The sequence below is a fragment of the Lysobacter sp. A286 genome, assembly GCF_054052105.1.
In genome coordinates this window covers 472910-488561 of the sequence record NZ_JBSVRJ010000001.1, presented here as the reverse complement: position 1 = coordinate 488561, position 15652 = coordinate 472910, and the positions used below count along the sequence as shown (strand labels likewise).

Here is a 15652-nt window from a genome sequence, read left to right as displayed (position 1 = left end):
GCGGTACAATTGGCGCCTCACTCGTCAGACTCCGTCAGGCCCGAAATGCCCTCTATCGCAGCCCAACCCACCCAGCGCCAGATCCCGCAAACCATGAGGGCGCTGGTCAAGCGCGAAGCCACCAAAGGCATCTGGATGGAGGAGGTACCGGTGCCGGAAGCCGGAGCCAACGAGGTGCTGATCAAGGTCGAGAAAACCGCGATCTGCGGCACCGACCTGCACATCTACCTGTGGGACGAATGGAGCCAGCGCACGATCAAGCCGGGACTGGTGATCGGCCACGAATTCGTCGGGCGGATCGTCGAGGTCGGCCCGGGCGTGACCGGCTACAAGGTCGGCCAGCGCGTGTCGGCCGAGGGCCACATCGTCTGCGGGTATTGCCGCAATTGCCGCGGCGGCCGCCAGCATCTGTGCCCCAACACGGTCGGCATCGGGGTCAACCGCAACGGCGCATTCGCCGAATACATCGTGATGCCGGCCACCAACCTGTGGCCGATCCCGGACCAGATCCCCAGCGAACTGGCCGCGTTCTTCGACCCCTACGGCAACGCCGCACACTGTGCACTGGAGTTCGATGTGGTCGGCGAGGACGTGCTGATCACCGGTGCCGGCCCGATCGGCATCATTGCCGCCGGCATCTGCAAGCACATCGGCGCGCGCAACGTGGTGGTTACCGACGTCAACGACTACCGGTTGAAGCTTGCGGCCGACATGGGTGCGACGCGCGTGGTCAACGTCGCCAACACCTCACTCAAGGACGTGATGAAGGACCTCCACATGGAGGGTTTCGATGTCGGCCTGGAGATGAGCGGCAACCCGCGCGCGTTCAACGACATGCTCGATTGCATGTACCACGGCGGCAAGATCGCGATGCTTGGCATCATGCCCCAGGGCGCCGGCGCGGACTGGGACAAGATCATCTTCAAGGGCCTCACCCTGCACGGCATGTACGGCCGGAAGATGTACGAGACCTGGTACAAGATGACCCAGCTGGTGTTGGGCGGCTTCCCGCTTGGCAAGGCCTTGACTCACCAGTTGCCGGTGGACGAGTTCCAGCAGGGTTTCGACCTGATGGAAGCCGGCAAGTCCGGCAAGATCGTGCTCAGCTGGAATTGACTCGAGGCGGGCACTGACCCGCCGACACACATCATGGCGGGCCGTGACCCGCCCTACGCGGAGCACTTCATGTCACTGACGACCGGTTACATCCACGAACTCGAAACCATCCGCGAGCAGGGTCTGTTCAAGGCCGAACGCATCATTACCGGCCCGCAATCGGCCGAGATCACGCTGGCCGATGGCCGGACGGTATTGAACTTCTGCGCGAACAACTACCTTGGCCTGGCCGACCATCCGGACCTGGTCCAGGCCGCCAAGGACGCGTTGGACAGCCACGGCTTCGGCATGGCCTCGGTGCGCTTCATCTGCGGTACCCAGGACTTGCACAAGCAGCTCGAGCAGACCATCGCCACATTCTTCGGCACCGAGGACACCATCCTCTATGCGGCATGCTTCGACGCCAACGGCGGCTTGTTCGAGCCGCTGCTCGGCCCCGATGATGCGGTCATCTCCGACAGCCTCAACCATGCCTCGATCATCGATGGCGTGCGCCTGTGCAAGGCGCAGCGCTTCCGTTACGCCAACTGCGACATGGCCGATCTGGAAAGCCAGCTGCAGGCGGCCGATGCCGCGGGCTGCAAGACCAAGCTGATTACCACTGATGGCGTGTTCTCGATGGATGGCTTCATCGCGCCACTGGACGAGATCTGCGCGCTGGCAAAAAAATACGGTGCGTTGGTGCACATCGACGAATGCCACGCGACCGGCTTCCTTGGCGCCACCGGCCGCGGCTCGGCCGAGGTCAAGGGCGTGCTGGACAAGATCGACATCGTCACCGGCACCCTGGGCAAGGCCATGGGCGGCGCGGTGGGCGGGTTCACTACGGCGAAGAAGGAGGTCATCGAACTGCTGCGCCAGCGTTCGCGGCCGTACCTGTTCTCCAACTCGTTGCCGCCGCACGTGGTTGCTGCCGGCATCAAGGCGTTCGAGATGCTGGATGCCGCCGGCGACCTGCGCGAGCAACTGGCCGCGAATACCGCGTACTTCCGCGAGCAGATGAACAGCGCCGGCTTCGAAATCCAGCCCGGCACCCACGCGATCGTCCCGGTCATGCTGCACGATGCCCCGCTGGCACAGAAATTCGCTGAGCGCCTGTTGGAAGAAGGGATTTATGCGATCGGGTTCTTCTTCCCGGTGGTGCCACAGGGAAAGGCACGCATCCGCACCCAGATCAGCGCCGCGCATACGCGCGAGCACCTGGATCGGGCCATTGCCGCGTTCACCGGTATCGGTCGCGAGCTGGGCGTCATCAAGGGTTGATCCTATCCCGACCAATGAAGCAACGGCCGCATGAGCGGCCGTTGTCGAGTGTGAAGCCTGTCGCTTGAATTACGCGACGGTTAACCGCCCTCGTCCGGTTCAATCGCCTCTGTCGGCGCTTCAACTGGCAACGTTGAGGCGTCGGGCGATGGCGTTTCGGGCACCGCCGTTTCAGTGGTGGGTGCTTCGACTGGCGTCGCGCTGGCAGCGGTCATTTCGGAAGTTGCTGTTTCGGGCACCGTCACTGCAGGAGCTTCTCCGGCGGGCACCACGATCGAGCCATCCACCGCGACACCGCTGACTGGCACTGCCGCCACCGGTTTGGGTGCCGCACCCTTGGCCACGCGCACGCCCTTGGACTCCATCCACGCCGCGAAGGCATCCGCCGTCATCTGCTCGCCGTTCTGGTTCATGTTGAACCGCCACGGGGTATTGTCGAATTCGGTACGGGGCTTATAGGCCGCCGGATCGGCTGCCGTCGGCATCGCAGTGCTGGCGGTTGCCGGCACGACGGTGGCGACAGGCGCGGCAACACCAACTGCGGCACCGGTGTCGGCAAGGGGAGGACTCACCGGCGGTGCTGCCGGGATCACGCTGGCGACAACACCGCAACGCTCGACCTGGAGGCGGAACAGCACCTGGTCAACCGCCAGCGATTCGCCCAAGGCTTGGGACAATACCCCCGTTGGCGCCCCCAACTGGTGGCGCGGGGCACCGAACTCGGCGATTACCGGTGCGATCACGGTCGGCTGCACCGACATTGCCTGGGGCGCGACCAGGGCGCCACACTGGATGGAATCCTGCGCGTGCGCCAAGCCGGCGGACGACAACAGCACCATTACGACGGCAGCACGCAACATGACTCATCTCCTTGGGAAACCGGGGGCTGGCACCCCGCAGGACGCACGTCAGTGTAAGCGCGCGCCCCAATGCGAACAACCAGCCACGACACGGTCAGGGCACGTCACCGCACAAAAACAAAGCCCGGCACTTGGCCGGGCTTTGTGTGTCACATCGGTGGCTGCGAACAGCCACCTGTAGCTGTTACGTGCTTAGTTCTGCACGTTCAACTCGGTGCGGCGGTTCTGCGCACGACCTTCCGGATTATCCGAACCGTCCGGGTTGGTGTTCGGCGCGATCGGGCGGCTCTCGCCGTAACCGTTCGGGCCCACCATGCGCGAGGCGTCGACACCATTGCTGCTCAGGTAGTCATACACCGCGGTGGCGCGACGCTCCGACAGCGACTGGTTGTACGCGTCGGTACCCTTGGAGTCGGTATGACCGGCAACCTCGACCTTCAGGTCGGGGTAACGCTGCAGGATCTGCACCGCCTCGCTCAGGATCGCAACCGCGTCCGGACGCAGGGTCGACTTGTCGAAGTCGAAGTTCACGCCCTTCAGGTCGATCGAGACCGGCACCGGGCAACCATCCGGACCAATGGTCTGGCCAGCCTGCGAATCCGGGCACTTGTCGTCGCAGTTGTTGACGCCGTCACCGTCGTCATCCAGGTCCGCGCAGCTCGGGGCAACCGGCGCCGGGGCAACCGCTGCAACCGGCTCCGGACCCAGCGGCACGACTACGCCAACGGAGGCCAGCAGGTCGCCGAACCAGTCTTCATTGGGGGCCGCCACGCTCTGATCATCGAAATCGGCACGGTAGGCCAGTTCGGTACGCACACCGACGCGACCCACGTCGCCCTGGAGGCCGAAACCGACCTTTGCCGCTAGGTTGCCGTCTTCGCGCTCACCGGGCGAGTTCGCACTGGGGAAGTTGTCGTATTCCTCTTCCGCGCGCTGGTAACCCAGGCCAAACAGGGCATACGGGTTCCAGCTGCGGCCCTCGGCCAGGAAGTGACGACGCAGGTCAAGCGAAACGCCGTACTGGCTCCAGTTCATGTCCTGGTTGGCGTCGAAATTGGGGTTCTGGTAGTTCAACTCACCATCAACCGACCAAGTGGGGCTGACAAACTTGCCCACGCCCAGCGTCACGAACGGGGCATCGTTCGTTTCACGCTTGGTGTCCTGGAGATTGAAACCAGTCGATCCGGTCAGGTACCAGCGATCATCGAAATCCTGCGCATTTGCTGCCGACGCAAACGCCAGGCCGGCAAGCAACGCCGTGCTCAACAGGCGAATTTTCATAACTCACACTCCTTACTAAAGGACAACAGGGGGGTTTTTGGCGAACTCTGCCGTAACTGGTGGAACTGCAGTGCACACCGGCAGGCTGGTCGCACCGCTGGCGCCTGATGATACACACCCATGACGCTTTATTAACAGCGTTAAATTACGCGAAGCCCGGCACATGGCCGGGCTTCGCTTGTTGCATTGGCGGCGTCAAAGCGCCACCGGTAACGGCAACGTGCTTAGTTCTGCACGTTCAACTCGGTGCGGCGGTTCTGCGCACGACCTTCCGGATTATCCGAACCGTCCGGGTTGGTGTTCGGCGCGATCGGGCGGCTCTCGCCGTAACCGTTCGGGCCCACCATGCGCGAGGCGTCGACACCATTGCTGCTCAGGTAGTCATACACCGCGGTGGCGCGACGCTCCGACAGCGACTGGTTGTACGCGTCGGTACCCTTGGAGTCGGTATGACCGGCAACCTCGACCTTCAGGTCGGGGTAACGCTGCAGGATCTGCACCGCCTCGCTCAGGATCGCAACCGCGTCCGGACGCAGGGTCGACTTGTCGAAGTCGAAGTTCACGCCCTTCAGGTCGATCGAGACCGGCACCGGGCAACCGTCCGGACCAATGGTCTGGCCAGCCTGCGAATCCGGGCACTTGTCGTCACAGTTGTTGACGCCGTCGCCGTCGTCATCCAGGTCCGCGCAGCTCGGAGCAACCGGCGCCGGGGCAACCGGGGCAACCGGCTCCGGACCCAGCGGCACGACTACGCCAACGGAGGCCAGCACGTCGCCGAACCAGTCAGCACCGTCGTCACGCGGCACGTCGTCGGTCATGAACGCGCCAATGCTGTCGTCGTCGGCATCAATGCGGTAGGCCAACTCGGTGCGGATCTTCACCCGGCCGACGTCACCCTGTGCACCAAAACCGAGCTTGCCAGCCACGTGGCCATCTTCGCGCTGGAAAGGACCGTTGGGGCTGTTGCTACCCACGTCCTGCGGCGCGTACTCCTCTTCGGAGCGCTGGTAACCCAGGCCCATCACTACATACGGGTTCCAACTCCGACCCTCGGCCAGGAAGTGGCGGCGCAGGTCGAATGAAATACCGTACTGGCTCCAGTTCAAATCCCGGTTGCGCTCGACATTCGGGTTCTGGTAGTTCAGCTCACCGTCCAGCGACCAGTTGGGGTTCAAGTACTTACCAACACCGATCGCTGCAAATGGGGCGTTGCTGGTGTCCCGATTGCTGTCCTGGATATTCATGCCCGCTGAGCCGGTGAGGTACCAGCGATCATCGAAGTCCTGCGCGTTGGCCGCGCCTGCAACAGTCAAGCCACCCAGCAAGGCGGCGCAGAGAAGTTTCTTATTCATTGGGTATCTCCGTATTGGTTCTAATCAGGAAACCGCTTCTGCGTGATTCCGTACCGTTCAAGACGGCAGCCGGTATGACGCCATCGAGGGAGAGGTTAGGTTCGGCCACGTGAAGGTGGTGTTAACAAACGCCTAACATCCGTCCAAGTTCCGCAGACGGCGTCTCGTCCTCAGCCGCTATTCAGCTAGCGAACAAATCCATCAACTCGGTGATCGGCATTGCTTCCAGCTCATCGGGAGCCGCCGCCAGCGCCACCAGACGGTCGGCCTTCGCCGCTGGCAACTTGCCGCGCACGGCCGCCTCGAACTTCTTCATCAGCACCGGAATGCCTTCGTCGCGACGCTTGCGATGGCCGATCGGGAAATCGATCGAGACCTTCTCGGTACTGCTGCCGTCCTTGAAGAACACCTGCACCGAGTTGCCGATATAGCGCTTGGCCGGGTCAAAGTAGTCCTTGGTGAATTGTTCGTTCTCGCTGACCGTCATCTTGGCGCGCAGCGCATCGATGCGCGGATCGGCGGCCACCGCATCGCTGTAGTCGTCGGCGACCAGGCGGCCGAAGATCAACGGTACGGCCACCATGTACTGCAGGCAATGGTCGCGATCGGCATAGTTGTGCAGCGGGCCGGTCTTGTCGATGATCCGCACCCCGGCTTCCTGGGTCTGCAGTTCGATGCGCTCGATGTCCTCGATTCGGTCCTTGACCTGCTCGTGCAGCTTCATCGCGCACTCGACGGCGGTCTGGGCGTGGAATTCGGCCGGGAAGCTGATCTTGAACAGGACGTTCTCCATCACATAGCTTCCGAACGGACGCTCGAACTCGAACTGCTTGCCCTGGAAGGCGATGTCATAGAAGCCCCAGGTCGGCACGCTCAGCGCGCTTGGGTAGCCGACCACGCCCTTCACTGCGTTCAATGCGTGGGTGACGGCGCGGCGGCAGGCATCCCCGGCAGCCCAGCTCTTGCGCGGCCCGGTATTGGGCGCGTGGCGGTAGGTGCGCAGCATGCCGTTGTCGATCCAGCTGTGCGAAACCGCGGTCCAGATCGCTTCCTTGTCACCGCCAAGCATCTTGGTGGCCACCGCGGTCGAGGCCAGGCGCACCAGGATCACGTGGTCCAGGCCGACCCGGTTGAACGAGTTCTTGATCGCGTAGCCACCCTGGATCTCATGGGCCTTGATCGCGTAGCCCAGCACGTCCTTGACCGTCAACGCCTTGGCGCCATCAGCTTCGGCCTTGCGGCCCAGGTAATCGGCGACGCCCAGGATCGCGCCCAGGTTGTCGGACGGGTGGCCCCACTCGGCGGCCAGCCAGGTGTCGTTGAAGTCGAGCCAGCGGATCTGCACGCCGATGTTGTAGGCGGCCTGGACGGGGTCGAGCTCATGGGAGGTATAGGGCACCCGGGCTCCGCCCTTCATCTCCGCACCAGGCACCAGCGGCCCGAGGTGCTTTACGCATTCCTCGTGGTCCATCGCCAGTGCGGCGCAGGCCAGCGAATCCAGCAGCATGTAGCGCGCGGTGTCGTAGGCCTCGGTGGAATCGATCTGGTAACCGGTGACGTACTCGGCGATGTCGAGCATCGGCTGGTCGGGGGTCGGACGGACGGTGGAACGGATGTCGTGCTGACTCATGCAAAAGGATCCGATCAGGGGGGGAGCCGTTCATTTTGCCAGATCGGCGCGGCCGCGGCTTGCATGCACCTTTGCCGTGCGTCCATGCGGTCTTTCCCGGCTCACCAATCGCGGCCCCTTCCAGCGGCTTGCCGGGCACCGGCTTTCCCGGCATCGTGATGCATCCATACGCCGACGTACTCCCATGCCGCCCACTGATCCGCACCCGCTCTACCCCCACCTGTTCACTCCGCTCGACCTGGGGTTCTGCACCCTGCCGAACCGGGTACTGATGGGATCGATGCACACCGGGTTGGAGGATCGGGCGCGCGACTTCCCGAAGCTCGCCACCTACTTTGCCGAGCGCGCCGCCGGCGGGGTCGGGCTGATCGTCACCGGCGGCTTCTCGCCCAACATCGTCGGCTGGCTCAAGCCGTTCGGCGGCACGCTGGGCTGGTCGTGGCAGGCGCGCAAACACCGCCAGGTCACCGATGCCGTGCACGCCTATGGCAGCCGCATCTGCCTGCAGATCCTGCACGCCGGACGCTACGGCTACCACCCGCTGCAGGTGGCGCCGTCGCGGATCAAGTCGCCGATCAACCCATTCACTCCGCGCGCGTTGTCAGCCCGCGCGGTCGAGCGCCAGATCGACGCGTTCGTCGACACCGCCCGGCTCGCTCGCGATGCCGGATATGACGGCGTCGAGGTGATGGGCTCGGAGGGCTATCTGCTCAACCAGTTCACCGCGCCCCGCACTAACCGGCGCGATGACGCGTTCGGTGGTGACGCAACGCGGCGGATGCGTTTCGCGGTCGAGATCGTCCGCCGTATCCGTGAGGCCTGTGGGCCGGATTTCATCCTGATCTACCGGCTGTCGATGATCGACCTGGTCGACGGCGGCCTGGCCTGGGACGAGGTTGTCGCCCAGGCACGCGCGGTCGAGGCTGCGGGCGCGACACTTATCAACACCGGCATCGGCTGGCACGAGGCACGGGTGCCGACGATCGCCACCTCGGTGCCGCGCGGCGCGTTCGCCGGCATCACCGCGCGCCTGAAGCCCGAGGTCGCAGTGCCACTGATCACCACCAACCGGATCAACATGCCCGAAACCGCCGAGCATATTCTTGCCGCCGGCGAGGCCGACATGGTGTCGATGGCGCGGCCACTGCTGGCCGACCCGCAATGGGTGGCGAAGGCGCAGGCCCGACGCAGCGACGAGATCAACACCTGCATCGCCTGCAACCAGGCGTGTCTGGATCATGTATTCGCCAACCAGCGCGCGAGCTGCCTGGTCAACCCGCGGGCCTGCGCGGAGACCGAGTTGAATTATCCATCGACCACCGCTGCCAGGAAGATCGCCGTGGTCGGCGCCGGTCCTGCTGGCCTGGCATGCGCGACGATCGCCGCCCAGCGTGGACACCAGGTGACCTTGTTTGATGCCGCCAGCGAGATCGGCGGCCAGTTCAACCTCGCCAAGGAGATTCCGGGCAAGGAGGAATTCCACGAGACATTGCGTTACTACGGGCGCCAGATCGAGCTGACCGGCGTGGAGTTGCGTTTGCAGACGCATGTTGATGCGGAAGCGCTGGCCGATTTCGAACACGTCGTGCTGGCCACCGGCGTGGTCCCGCGGAAAGTGGACTTCCCCGGTGCTGGGCATCCCAAGGTTGTCAGCTACCTGGAGGTGCTGGGTGGCCACGTGACGGTGGGACGCAAGGTCGCGATCATCGGTGCCGGCGGCATTGGCTTTGATGTCGCCGAATTCCTGGCCCACCAGGGGGAATCGTCGAGCTTGAATGCGGATCGTTGGCGAGACGAATGGGGTGTCGACCTGGCCTACACCAACAATCGGGGCGGTCTTGTAAGCGCGAAGCCGGAACTCGCCGCGCGCGAGGTCTGGCTATTGCAGCGCAGTGCCGGCAAGTTGGGTGCCCGCCTCGGCAAGACCACCGGCTGGATCCATCGGGCAACGTTGAAAGCCAGGCACGTCCACATGCTGGGTGCGGTGGAATACCTCGGGGTCGATGATCAGGGCCTGCGGATCCGCGTCGGCAATGTCGAGCGGACCCTGACGGTGGATCAGGTTGTGGTGTGCGCGGGACAAGAGCCCTTCAAGCCTTTGCAAGCGCAGTTGATCGGGCATCCGGGCCAGGTGCACGTGATTGGTGGCGCGGACCGTGCTGTCGAGCTGGATGCCAAACGGGCGATTGAACAGGGAAGCCGGCTGGCCGCATCCTTTTAGCGCGCATTTGCGACGCTTTGCTACCGGCTGTCGTAAGTGACGAAACTGAACAGGACCCCTGGCGACAACGACCGTGTACGTCCGCAGAACGTCGCTGGTGCTGGTTCTGGACAATTCCTGCGTGACTGAATCATGATTTTTCCAAGCTGAACGGGGATAGCTGTTCAGGCTGGATTTAAATTATGACCGCTACCGTGCCGCAACTTTCGAGTCACCACGCAGGTGACACCCACGCCGGCCCGCACTCAGCGAGGTCAGGTGAAGGGGCAAAGCGCGCCAGAGAGCCGCAGCCTCCCCAGTACGCGATGCCAGCGATGTCCCGCTCTCCGCTTTACCGCGGTGGACAGGACACGTCGGCGCAACGGAGCAAGGAGTTCGTCATGAAACTGGCCTGGATTTTGTGGTTGGCCTCGGTACTGTCACCACAAAGCGCAGACTCGCTGTGCTTGAGCACCACCTTGTACCTGGAAGCCCGTGATCAATCGGTCCAGGGACAGCAGGCGGTCGCCGAAGTGGCATTGCGCCGTCGCGACAGCGGCATCTGGGGCGACAGTGTGTGCGAGGTGGTGACTGCGCGTAAGCAGTTCGCGCCCTCCCTGGTGTCACCCAACATGCGCCTGAGCAATACCGAGGCCTGGGCCGAGTCGGTCACCATTGCACTGGAAGCACAGCGCAACTGGGCGTTGCCGGCCGGCGAGCGCCGCGAGATCGTACCCGGGGCAAGCCATTTTGCCGCGCTCGCGATCGCCAGCCCAAACTGGCGCAATGCCTACCAGGTCGCCACCATCGGTGACCACACCTTCCTGAAGGTACAGAACCTGGCCCCACAGGGCTCCTGACGGCGCCCGGTTCGCGGGCAGCCCGTAACGCAGGATTACGATCGACGGCGGATAATCAACAGACGGGTCGGTGCCACGGTATCGGCCCGTCTTTCGCTTATTCCCACTCCGGAGATCGCATGAAGCTCTATACCAAGCCCGGTGCCTGCTCTACCGCCGACCACATTGCGCTGCAATGGACCGGCCAGCCATTCGAATTCCAGGTAATGACCGCCGAGGCGATGAAGTCGCCGGAATACCGGGCGATCAACCCGGTCGGCGCCGTACCCGCTCTGGTCGAGGGTGATTTCCAGCTGACCCAGAATGCCGCCATCATGGGCTACATCGCCGATCGCTACCCCGATGCCGGCTTGGCCGGCGATGGCAGTGCCCGGCAGCGTGCCCAGGCGACTCGCTGGCTGGCGTTTGTCAATGCGGACCTGCACCCTGCCTTCGTGCCGCTGTTCAGTCCAGGTGCGTTCCACGCGGACGCCAGCCAGCACGATGCCGTCAAGGACGCCGCAAAGAAACGGCTGCGCGGCCTGTTCGAGCGCGCCGATACACAGCTCGACGGCAAGCAGTGGTTGGTGGGCTTCCGCAGTTTCGCCGACCCCTATCTGTACATCACCCTGCGCTGGGCCGGCGCAGTTGGCATCGACTTGTCCGGCCTGGACAACCTGACGGCATTCAAGTCGCGGATGGACGCCGATGCCGGCGTGCAGGCGGCGCTCAAGGCCGAAGGGCTGAGCTGAGCCGGACCGACCGGACTGGCTGCCAATCTGGACTGGCCAGAAGCAGAAACGCCGCGCGGTTGCGCGGCGTTTCCATTTCACGTGAACGCCCCATGCCGGGGCACTGCACAACCACCCTCAGCGCTGGCTGATCTCCACGTAGTCGCGATCTTCCGGCCCGACATAGTTCGCGCTGGGACGAATGATCTTGCCGTCCTCGCGCTGCTCGATCACGTGCGCGCTCCAGCCGGTGGTGCGGGCGATCACGAACAACGGCGTGAACATCGCCGTCGGGATGCCCAGCATGTGATACGCCGACGCGCTGTACCAATCCAGGTTGGGGAACATCTTCTTGGTGTCCATCATCAGGTTCTCGATGCGCTCGGACACGTCGAACAGGACCTGGTTGCCACCTTCGGCGCACAACTGGCGCGAGATCTCCTTGATGATCGGGTTGCGCGGATCGCCGACGGTGTAGACCGGGTGGCCGAAGCCGATCACTATCTCTTTGCGTTCCACTCGCGCGCGGATGTCGGCCTCCGCCTCATCAGCGGTGGCATAGCGCGAGATGATGTCCATCGCCACCTCATTCGCGCCGCCGTGTTTGGGACCACGCAACGCGCCGATCGCACCGGTCAGGCAGGAGTACATGTCCGAGCCGGTACCGGCAATCACGCGACCGGCAAACGTGGAGGCATTGAACTCGTGCTCGGCATACAGCACCAGCGACTTGTCCAGCGCGTCAGCGTGCAGCGCGCTTGGCGGCGCGCCGTGCAGCAGGTGCAGGAAGTGCCCGGCAACCGAGTCGTCCTCGGTCTCCACGTCGATCCGGCGGCCGTTGTGGGTGAACTGCCACCAATACAGCAGCATCGAACCGAAACTTGCGATCAGCCGGTCGGCGATGTCACGCGCCTCGGACGCTGCGTGGGTGTCGCGCTCTGGCAATACCGTACCGAGCATCGAGCAGCCGGTACGCAGCACGTCCATCGGGTGGGCATTGGCGGGGACCAGCTCCAGCGCTTCGGTAACCAGCGCCGGCAAGCCGCGCAGGCGCTGCAGCTTGGTCTTGTAGGCGGCCAACTGGGCTGTGGTCGGCAACGCGCCATGCACCAGCAGGTGGGCGACTTCCTCGAAGGTCGACTTCGTCGCCAGGTCCTTGATGTCGTAACCCCGGTAATGCAGGTCGTTGCCGCTACGGCCGACGGTACACAGCGCGGTGTTGCCGGCGGCAGTGCCCGACAGGGCGACCGATTTCTTCGGCTTCGGCAAGGTGTTGGTGTTCTCGCTCATCTTGGTTCCTCTTTTAGCCACCCCTTCCGGTTGGAAGTAGCGGCATGATTACGACCCGCGGCTTGTGCTGGTCGCGTTGCGCATCAAGGTGTGGCGCGCTCAGTCCAGCAAATGGGCGACGCCGGCCCGCTCTTCCTCGAGCTCGGCCAGGGTCTTGTCCATCCGCTCGCGACTGAAGGCATCGATTTCCAGGCCTTCGACCCGCGCGTACTCGCCAGCCTTGGTAGTCACCGGGACGCCGTAGATAACGCCTTCGGGGATGCCATAGCTGCCATCGGACGGCACGCCCATCGTCACCCAGGCGCCATCGCTGCCGAGCACCCAATCGCGGATGTGGCAGATGGCCGCATTGGCCGCCGAGGCTGCCGATGACAGGCCACGCGCCTCGATGATCGCCGCGCCGCGCTTGGCCACCACCGGGATGAACGTATCGGCGTTCCAGCCGGCATCACCGATCTTGTCCTGCAGCGACGCACCATTGACGGTTGCGAAGCGATAGTCCGGATACATGGTCGAGCTGTGGTTGCCCCAGACGGTGAATTTCTCGATATCGCCGACCGACACACCGGCCTTGCTGGCCAGCTGCGACAGTGCGCGGTTGTGGTCCAGCCGCAGCATCGCAGTGAAGTTCTTCGCCTTCAGGTCGGGTGCCGACTTCATCGCGATATAGGCATTGGTATTGGCCGGATTGCCGACCACCAGCACCTTGACGTCGCGACTGGCGACCTTGTTCAGCGCCGCGCCCTGGGCGGTGAAGATCTTCGCGTTCTCCAACAGCAGGTCCTTGCGCTCCATGCCGGGCCCGCGCGGACGCGCGCCGACCAGCAACGCGATGTCGGCATCCTTGAACGCGACCTCGGCGTCATCGGTGCCAACCATGCCGGCCAGCAGCGGGAACGCGCAGTCTTCCAGCTCCATCATCACGCCCTTCAGCGCGGCCTGGGCCTTCTCCATCGGCAGCTCCAGCATCTGCAGGATGACCGGCTGGTCCTTGCCGAGCATCTCGCCTGAGGCAATACGGAACAGCAGGGAATAGCCGATCTGGCCGGCAGCACCGGTAACGGCAACGCGGACGGGTTGTTTCATGGTTTGGATCCTCAATGCATCGTGGGCAGGCCTTGGCCCACCGCGTGGGAGATGGTGGGCCACGGCCCACCCTGCGGCTCAGCGCAATTCGGCAAAAAATTCCTGGATACGCTGCAAACCCGGCGCCAGCTGCGGCGTCGGACAGGTGTAACTGATACGCATGGCACGCGGCTCACCGAATGCCGACCCGGGCACGCAGGCCACGCCCTTGGCCTCCAGCAGCGCGCTACATAACGACAGGTCATCATCGACTTTCAGGCCGCTGGGCGCGTGGGTCTTGCCAAACGCTACGCTGACGTCCGGGAACGCATAGAACGCCCCTTGCGGGCGCGGACACACCAACCCCGGAATCGCATCCAGCGCCTGCATCACCTGGTCGCGCTTGGCCTGGAACTCCTTGCACTTGGCTTCCGGCACGTCCTGCGGACCGGTGAATGCCGCGATCGCCGCGACCTGGGCCGCCTCGGGGATGCTGGTGATGTGGTTGGAGTTGAGCGTAGCCACCGCTTTGGCGACCGACTCGGGTCCGGCCAACAGGCCGACCCGCCAGCCCGGCATGCCGTAGGTCTTGGACAGCGAGTCGACGAAGATCACCCGGTCGCGCAATTCGGGGCGGGCGTGGACGAAGTTGTGGTAGCCCAGTCCGTCAAACACCATCCGGTTGTAGATGTCATCGGTGATGACCCAGGTGTCGGGATAACGCACCAGCACATCGGCCAGAGCCGAGATCTCGTCCTGGCCGTACACCATGCCGGTGGGGTTGGACGGATTATTGAACAGGAACACCCGCGGCTTGTTTTCCAGCGCGGCTTCCAGTTGCCTGGGGGTGAGCTTGTAGTCCTGCTCCGGCGGGCACGGCAGCAGTTCGACCTTGGCATTGACGATCTGCGCAATGTCCAGGTAGCTGGTCCAGTACGGCACCGCGAAGGCGATCGTGTCGCCCTCGTCGAGCAGCGCCTCGGCCAGGTTGTACAGCACCTGTTTGGCACCGATGCCGACGCCCAGATTGGAACGGGTATAGCCGGTCAACCCGATCTTGCCGATGTGCGCAAGAAACGCATCCAGCAAGGCATCCGAGCCCCGATTGCTGCCGTACTGGCCGCTGTCGCTTGCCAGCGAATCGCGGGCGGCCTGGTAGACATGCTCACCCGGCAGGAAGTTCGGCACGCCAATCGAGAAGCTGATGATATCGCGGCCTTCGGCTTTCAAGCGCTTGGCTTTCTCCGAGACCTGCATGATCGCACTGGGCCGGGCGCGACCGATACGGCGGGCAAACTGGGGCATCGCAACAACCTCGTGGAAAATCGGATCATGCGGTGGACGCCAGCGACGGTGGTCCGCCGCGGACGTCACGCCATCGGTTTACCGCCTGCTTACGCGTTGGCGTCCAGGGTCTTGTTCCAGTCCGCGACACGGTCGGCCTTGGCGGCCAGCGCGGCATCAACATCGCCTTCAAGCGTGACCGCGTTGATCTTGTCGCCCTGCTTGACGCTATCCACGATGTCCTGGCCCTCGAGCACCTTGCCGAACACGGTGTGCTTGCCGTCCAGCCATGGGCACGGCACGTGGGTGATGAAGAATTGGCTGCCGTTGGTGCCCGGACCCGCGTTGGCCATCGACAATACGCCGCGCTCGTGACCCAGGCCGTTGCTGGCCTCGTCCTCGAAACGGTAACCCGGGCCACCGGTACCGGTGCCCTGCGGGCAGCCGCCCTGGACCATGAAGTCGTTCAGGACGCGGTGGAAATTCAGGCCGTCGTAGTAACCGCGCTTGGCCAGGTTGACGAAATTCGCAACCGTCAGCGGCGCCTTGTCGGCGGCAAGCTCGACGCGGATCGGGCCGCGTTCGGTATCAAAGGTGGCGGTCAGGGTCATGGATCACTCCGGAATCTGTGGGGGCGTGTCTAGGTGAACGCCAGACCGCCAAGTTTAACCCACGCTCAATCAATCCTCGCGCATCTATTGCATAGGGATATACTGGTTGACTTCCCTATCGAAAAGAAGC

General features: G+C 63.9%; 13 protein-coding genes. 5 read left to right on the top strand and 8 right to left on the bottom strand.

Annotated elements, in window-relative coordinates; translation table 11 throughout:
- Positions 1 to 81: 81 nt before the first annotated feature.
- Both tdh and kbl read left to right on the top strand, forming a co-directional pair.
- A complete protein-coding gene (gene tdh, locus ACW7G0_RS02325) occupies positions 82 to 1116 on the top strand; it encodes an L-threonine 3-dehydrogenase (RefSeq protein WP_456989431.1) in 1035 nt (344 codons plus the stop codon).
- 69 nt (positions 1117 to 1185) lie between these two features.
- Positions 1186 to 2379, top strand: coding sequence for a glycine C-acetyltransferase (gene kbl, locus ACW7G0_RS02320; RefSeq protein ID WP_456987364.1), 1194 nt, complete (start codon positions 1186 to 1188; stop codon positions 2377 to 2379).
- 80 nt (positions 2380 to 2459) lie between these two features.
- Here kbl and ACW7G0_RS02315 read toward each other — a convergent pair whose 3' ends face one another.
- The 4 genes from ACW7G0_RS02315 to ACW7G0_RS02300 all read right to left on the bottom strand — a co-directional run bounded on the left by ACW7G0_RS02315 (position 2460) and on the right by ACW7G0_RS02300 (position 7502).
- A complete protein-coding gene (locus ACW7G0_RS02315; RefSeq protein ID WP_456987362.1) occupies positions 2460 to 3239 on the bottom strand; it encodes a hypothetical protein in 780 nt (259 codons plus the stop codon).
- 192 nt (positions 3240 to 3431) lie between these two features.
- On the bottom strand, positions 3432 to 4520 hold the full coding sequence (locus tag ACW7G0_RS02310; protein ID WP_456987361.1) for an OmpA family protein: 1089 nt from the start codon (positions 4518 to 4520) through the stop codon (positions 3432 to 3434).
- A gap of 224 nt (positions 4521 to 4744) precedes the next feature.
- Complete coding sequence (locus ACW7G0_RS02305) at positions 4745 to 5872, bottom strand: OmpA family protein (protein ID WP_456987360.1); 1128 nt, start codon at positions 5870 to 5872, stop codon at positions 4745 to 4747.
- 181 nt (positions 5873 to 6053) lie between these two features.
- Positions 6054 to 7502 carry a bifunctional 2-methylcitrate dehydratase/aconitate hydratase gene (locus tag ACW7G0_RS02300; protein ID WP_456987358.1) on the bottom strand — a complete coding sequence of 483 codons (1449 nt, stop codon included), beginning with the start codon at positions 7500 to 7502 and terminating at the stop codon, positions 6054 to 6056.
- Between the two features lie 184 nt (positions 7503 to 7686).
- Here ACW7G0_RS02300 and ACW7G0_RS02295 point away from each other — a divergent pair, with 184 nt between their 5' ends.
- The 3 genes from ACW7G0_RS02295 to ACW7G0_RS02285 all read left to right on the top strand — a co-directional run bounded on the left by ACW7G0_RS02295 (position 7687) and on the right by ACW7G0_RS02285 (position 11293).
- On the top strand, positions 7687 to 9723 hold the full coding sequence (locus tag ACW7G0_RS02295; protein ID WP_456987357.1) for an oxidoreductase: 2037 nt from the start codon (positions 7687 to 7689) through the stop codon (positions 9721 to 9723).
- Between the two features lie 380 nt (positions 9724 to 10103).
- Positions 10104 to 10562, top strand: a complete 459-nt coding sequence (locus tag ACW7G0_RS02290) for a cell wall hydrolase (protein WP_456987356.1) — start codon at positions 10104 to 10106, stop codon at positions 10560 to 10562.
- Between the two features lie 119 nt (positions 10563 to 10681).
- A complete protein-coding gene (locus ACW7G0_RS02285) occupies positions 10682 to 11293 on the top strand; it encodes a glutathione S-transferase N-terminal domain-containing protein (protein ID WP_456987354.1) in 612 nt (203 codons plus the stop codon).
- Positions 11294 to 11410: 117 nt separating this feature from the next.
- Here ACW7G0_RS02285 and prpC read toward each other — a convergent pair whose 3' ends face one another.
- The 4 genes from prpC to ACW7G0_RS02265 form a co-directional block, all read right to left on the bottom strand.
- Entirely contained in the window at positions 11411 to 12562 is a 1152-nt protein-coding gene (prpC, locus tag ACW7G0_RS02280) for a bifunctional 2-methylcitrate synthase/citrate synthase (protein WP_456987353.1), read from the bottom strand.
- 99 nt (positions 12563 to 12661) lie between these two features.
- Positions 12662 to 13648 (bottom strand): malate dehydrogenase, encoded by a 987-nt coding sequence (locus tag ACW7G0_RS02275; protein ID WP_456987351.1) that lies wholly within the window; start codon positions 13646 to 13648, stop codon positions 12662 to 12664.
- Positions 13649 to 13726: 78 nt separating this feature from the next.
- Entirely contained in the window at positions 13727 to 14932 is a 1206-nt protein-coding gene (locus ACW7G0_RS02270; RefSeq protein ID WP_456987350.1) for an aminotransferase class I/II-fold pyridoxal phosphate-dependent enzyme, read from the bottom strand.
- An 89-nt stretch (positions 14933 to 15021) separates the two neighbouring features.
- Positions 15022 to 15522, bottom strand: coding sequence for a peptidylprolyl isomerase (locus tag ACW7G0_RS02265; RefSeq protein WP_456987349.1), 501 nt, complete (start codon positions 15520 to 15522; stop codon positions 15022 to 15024).
- Between the last annotated feature and the right edge of the window lie 130 nt (positions 15523 to 15652).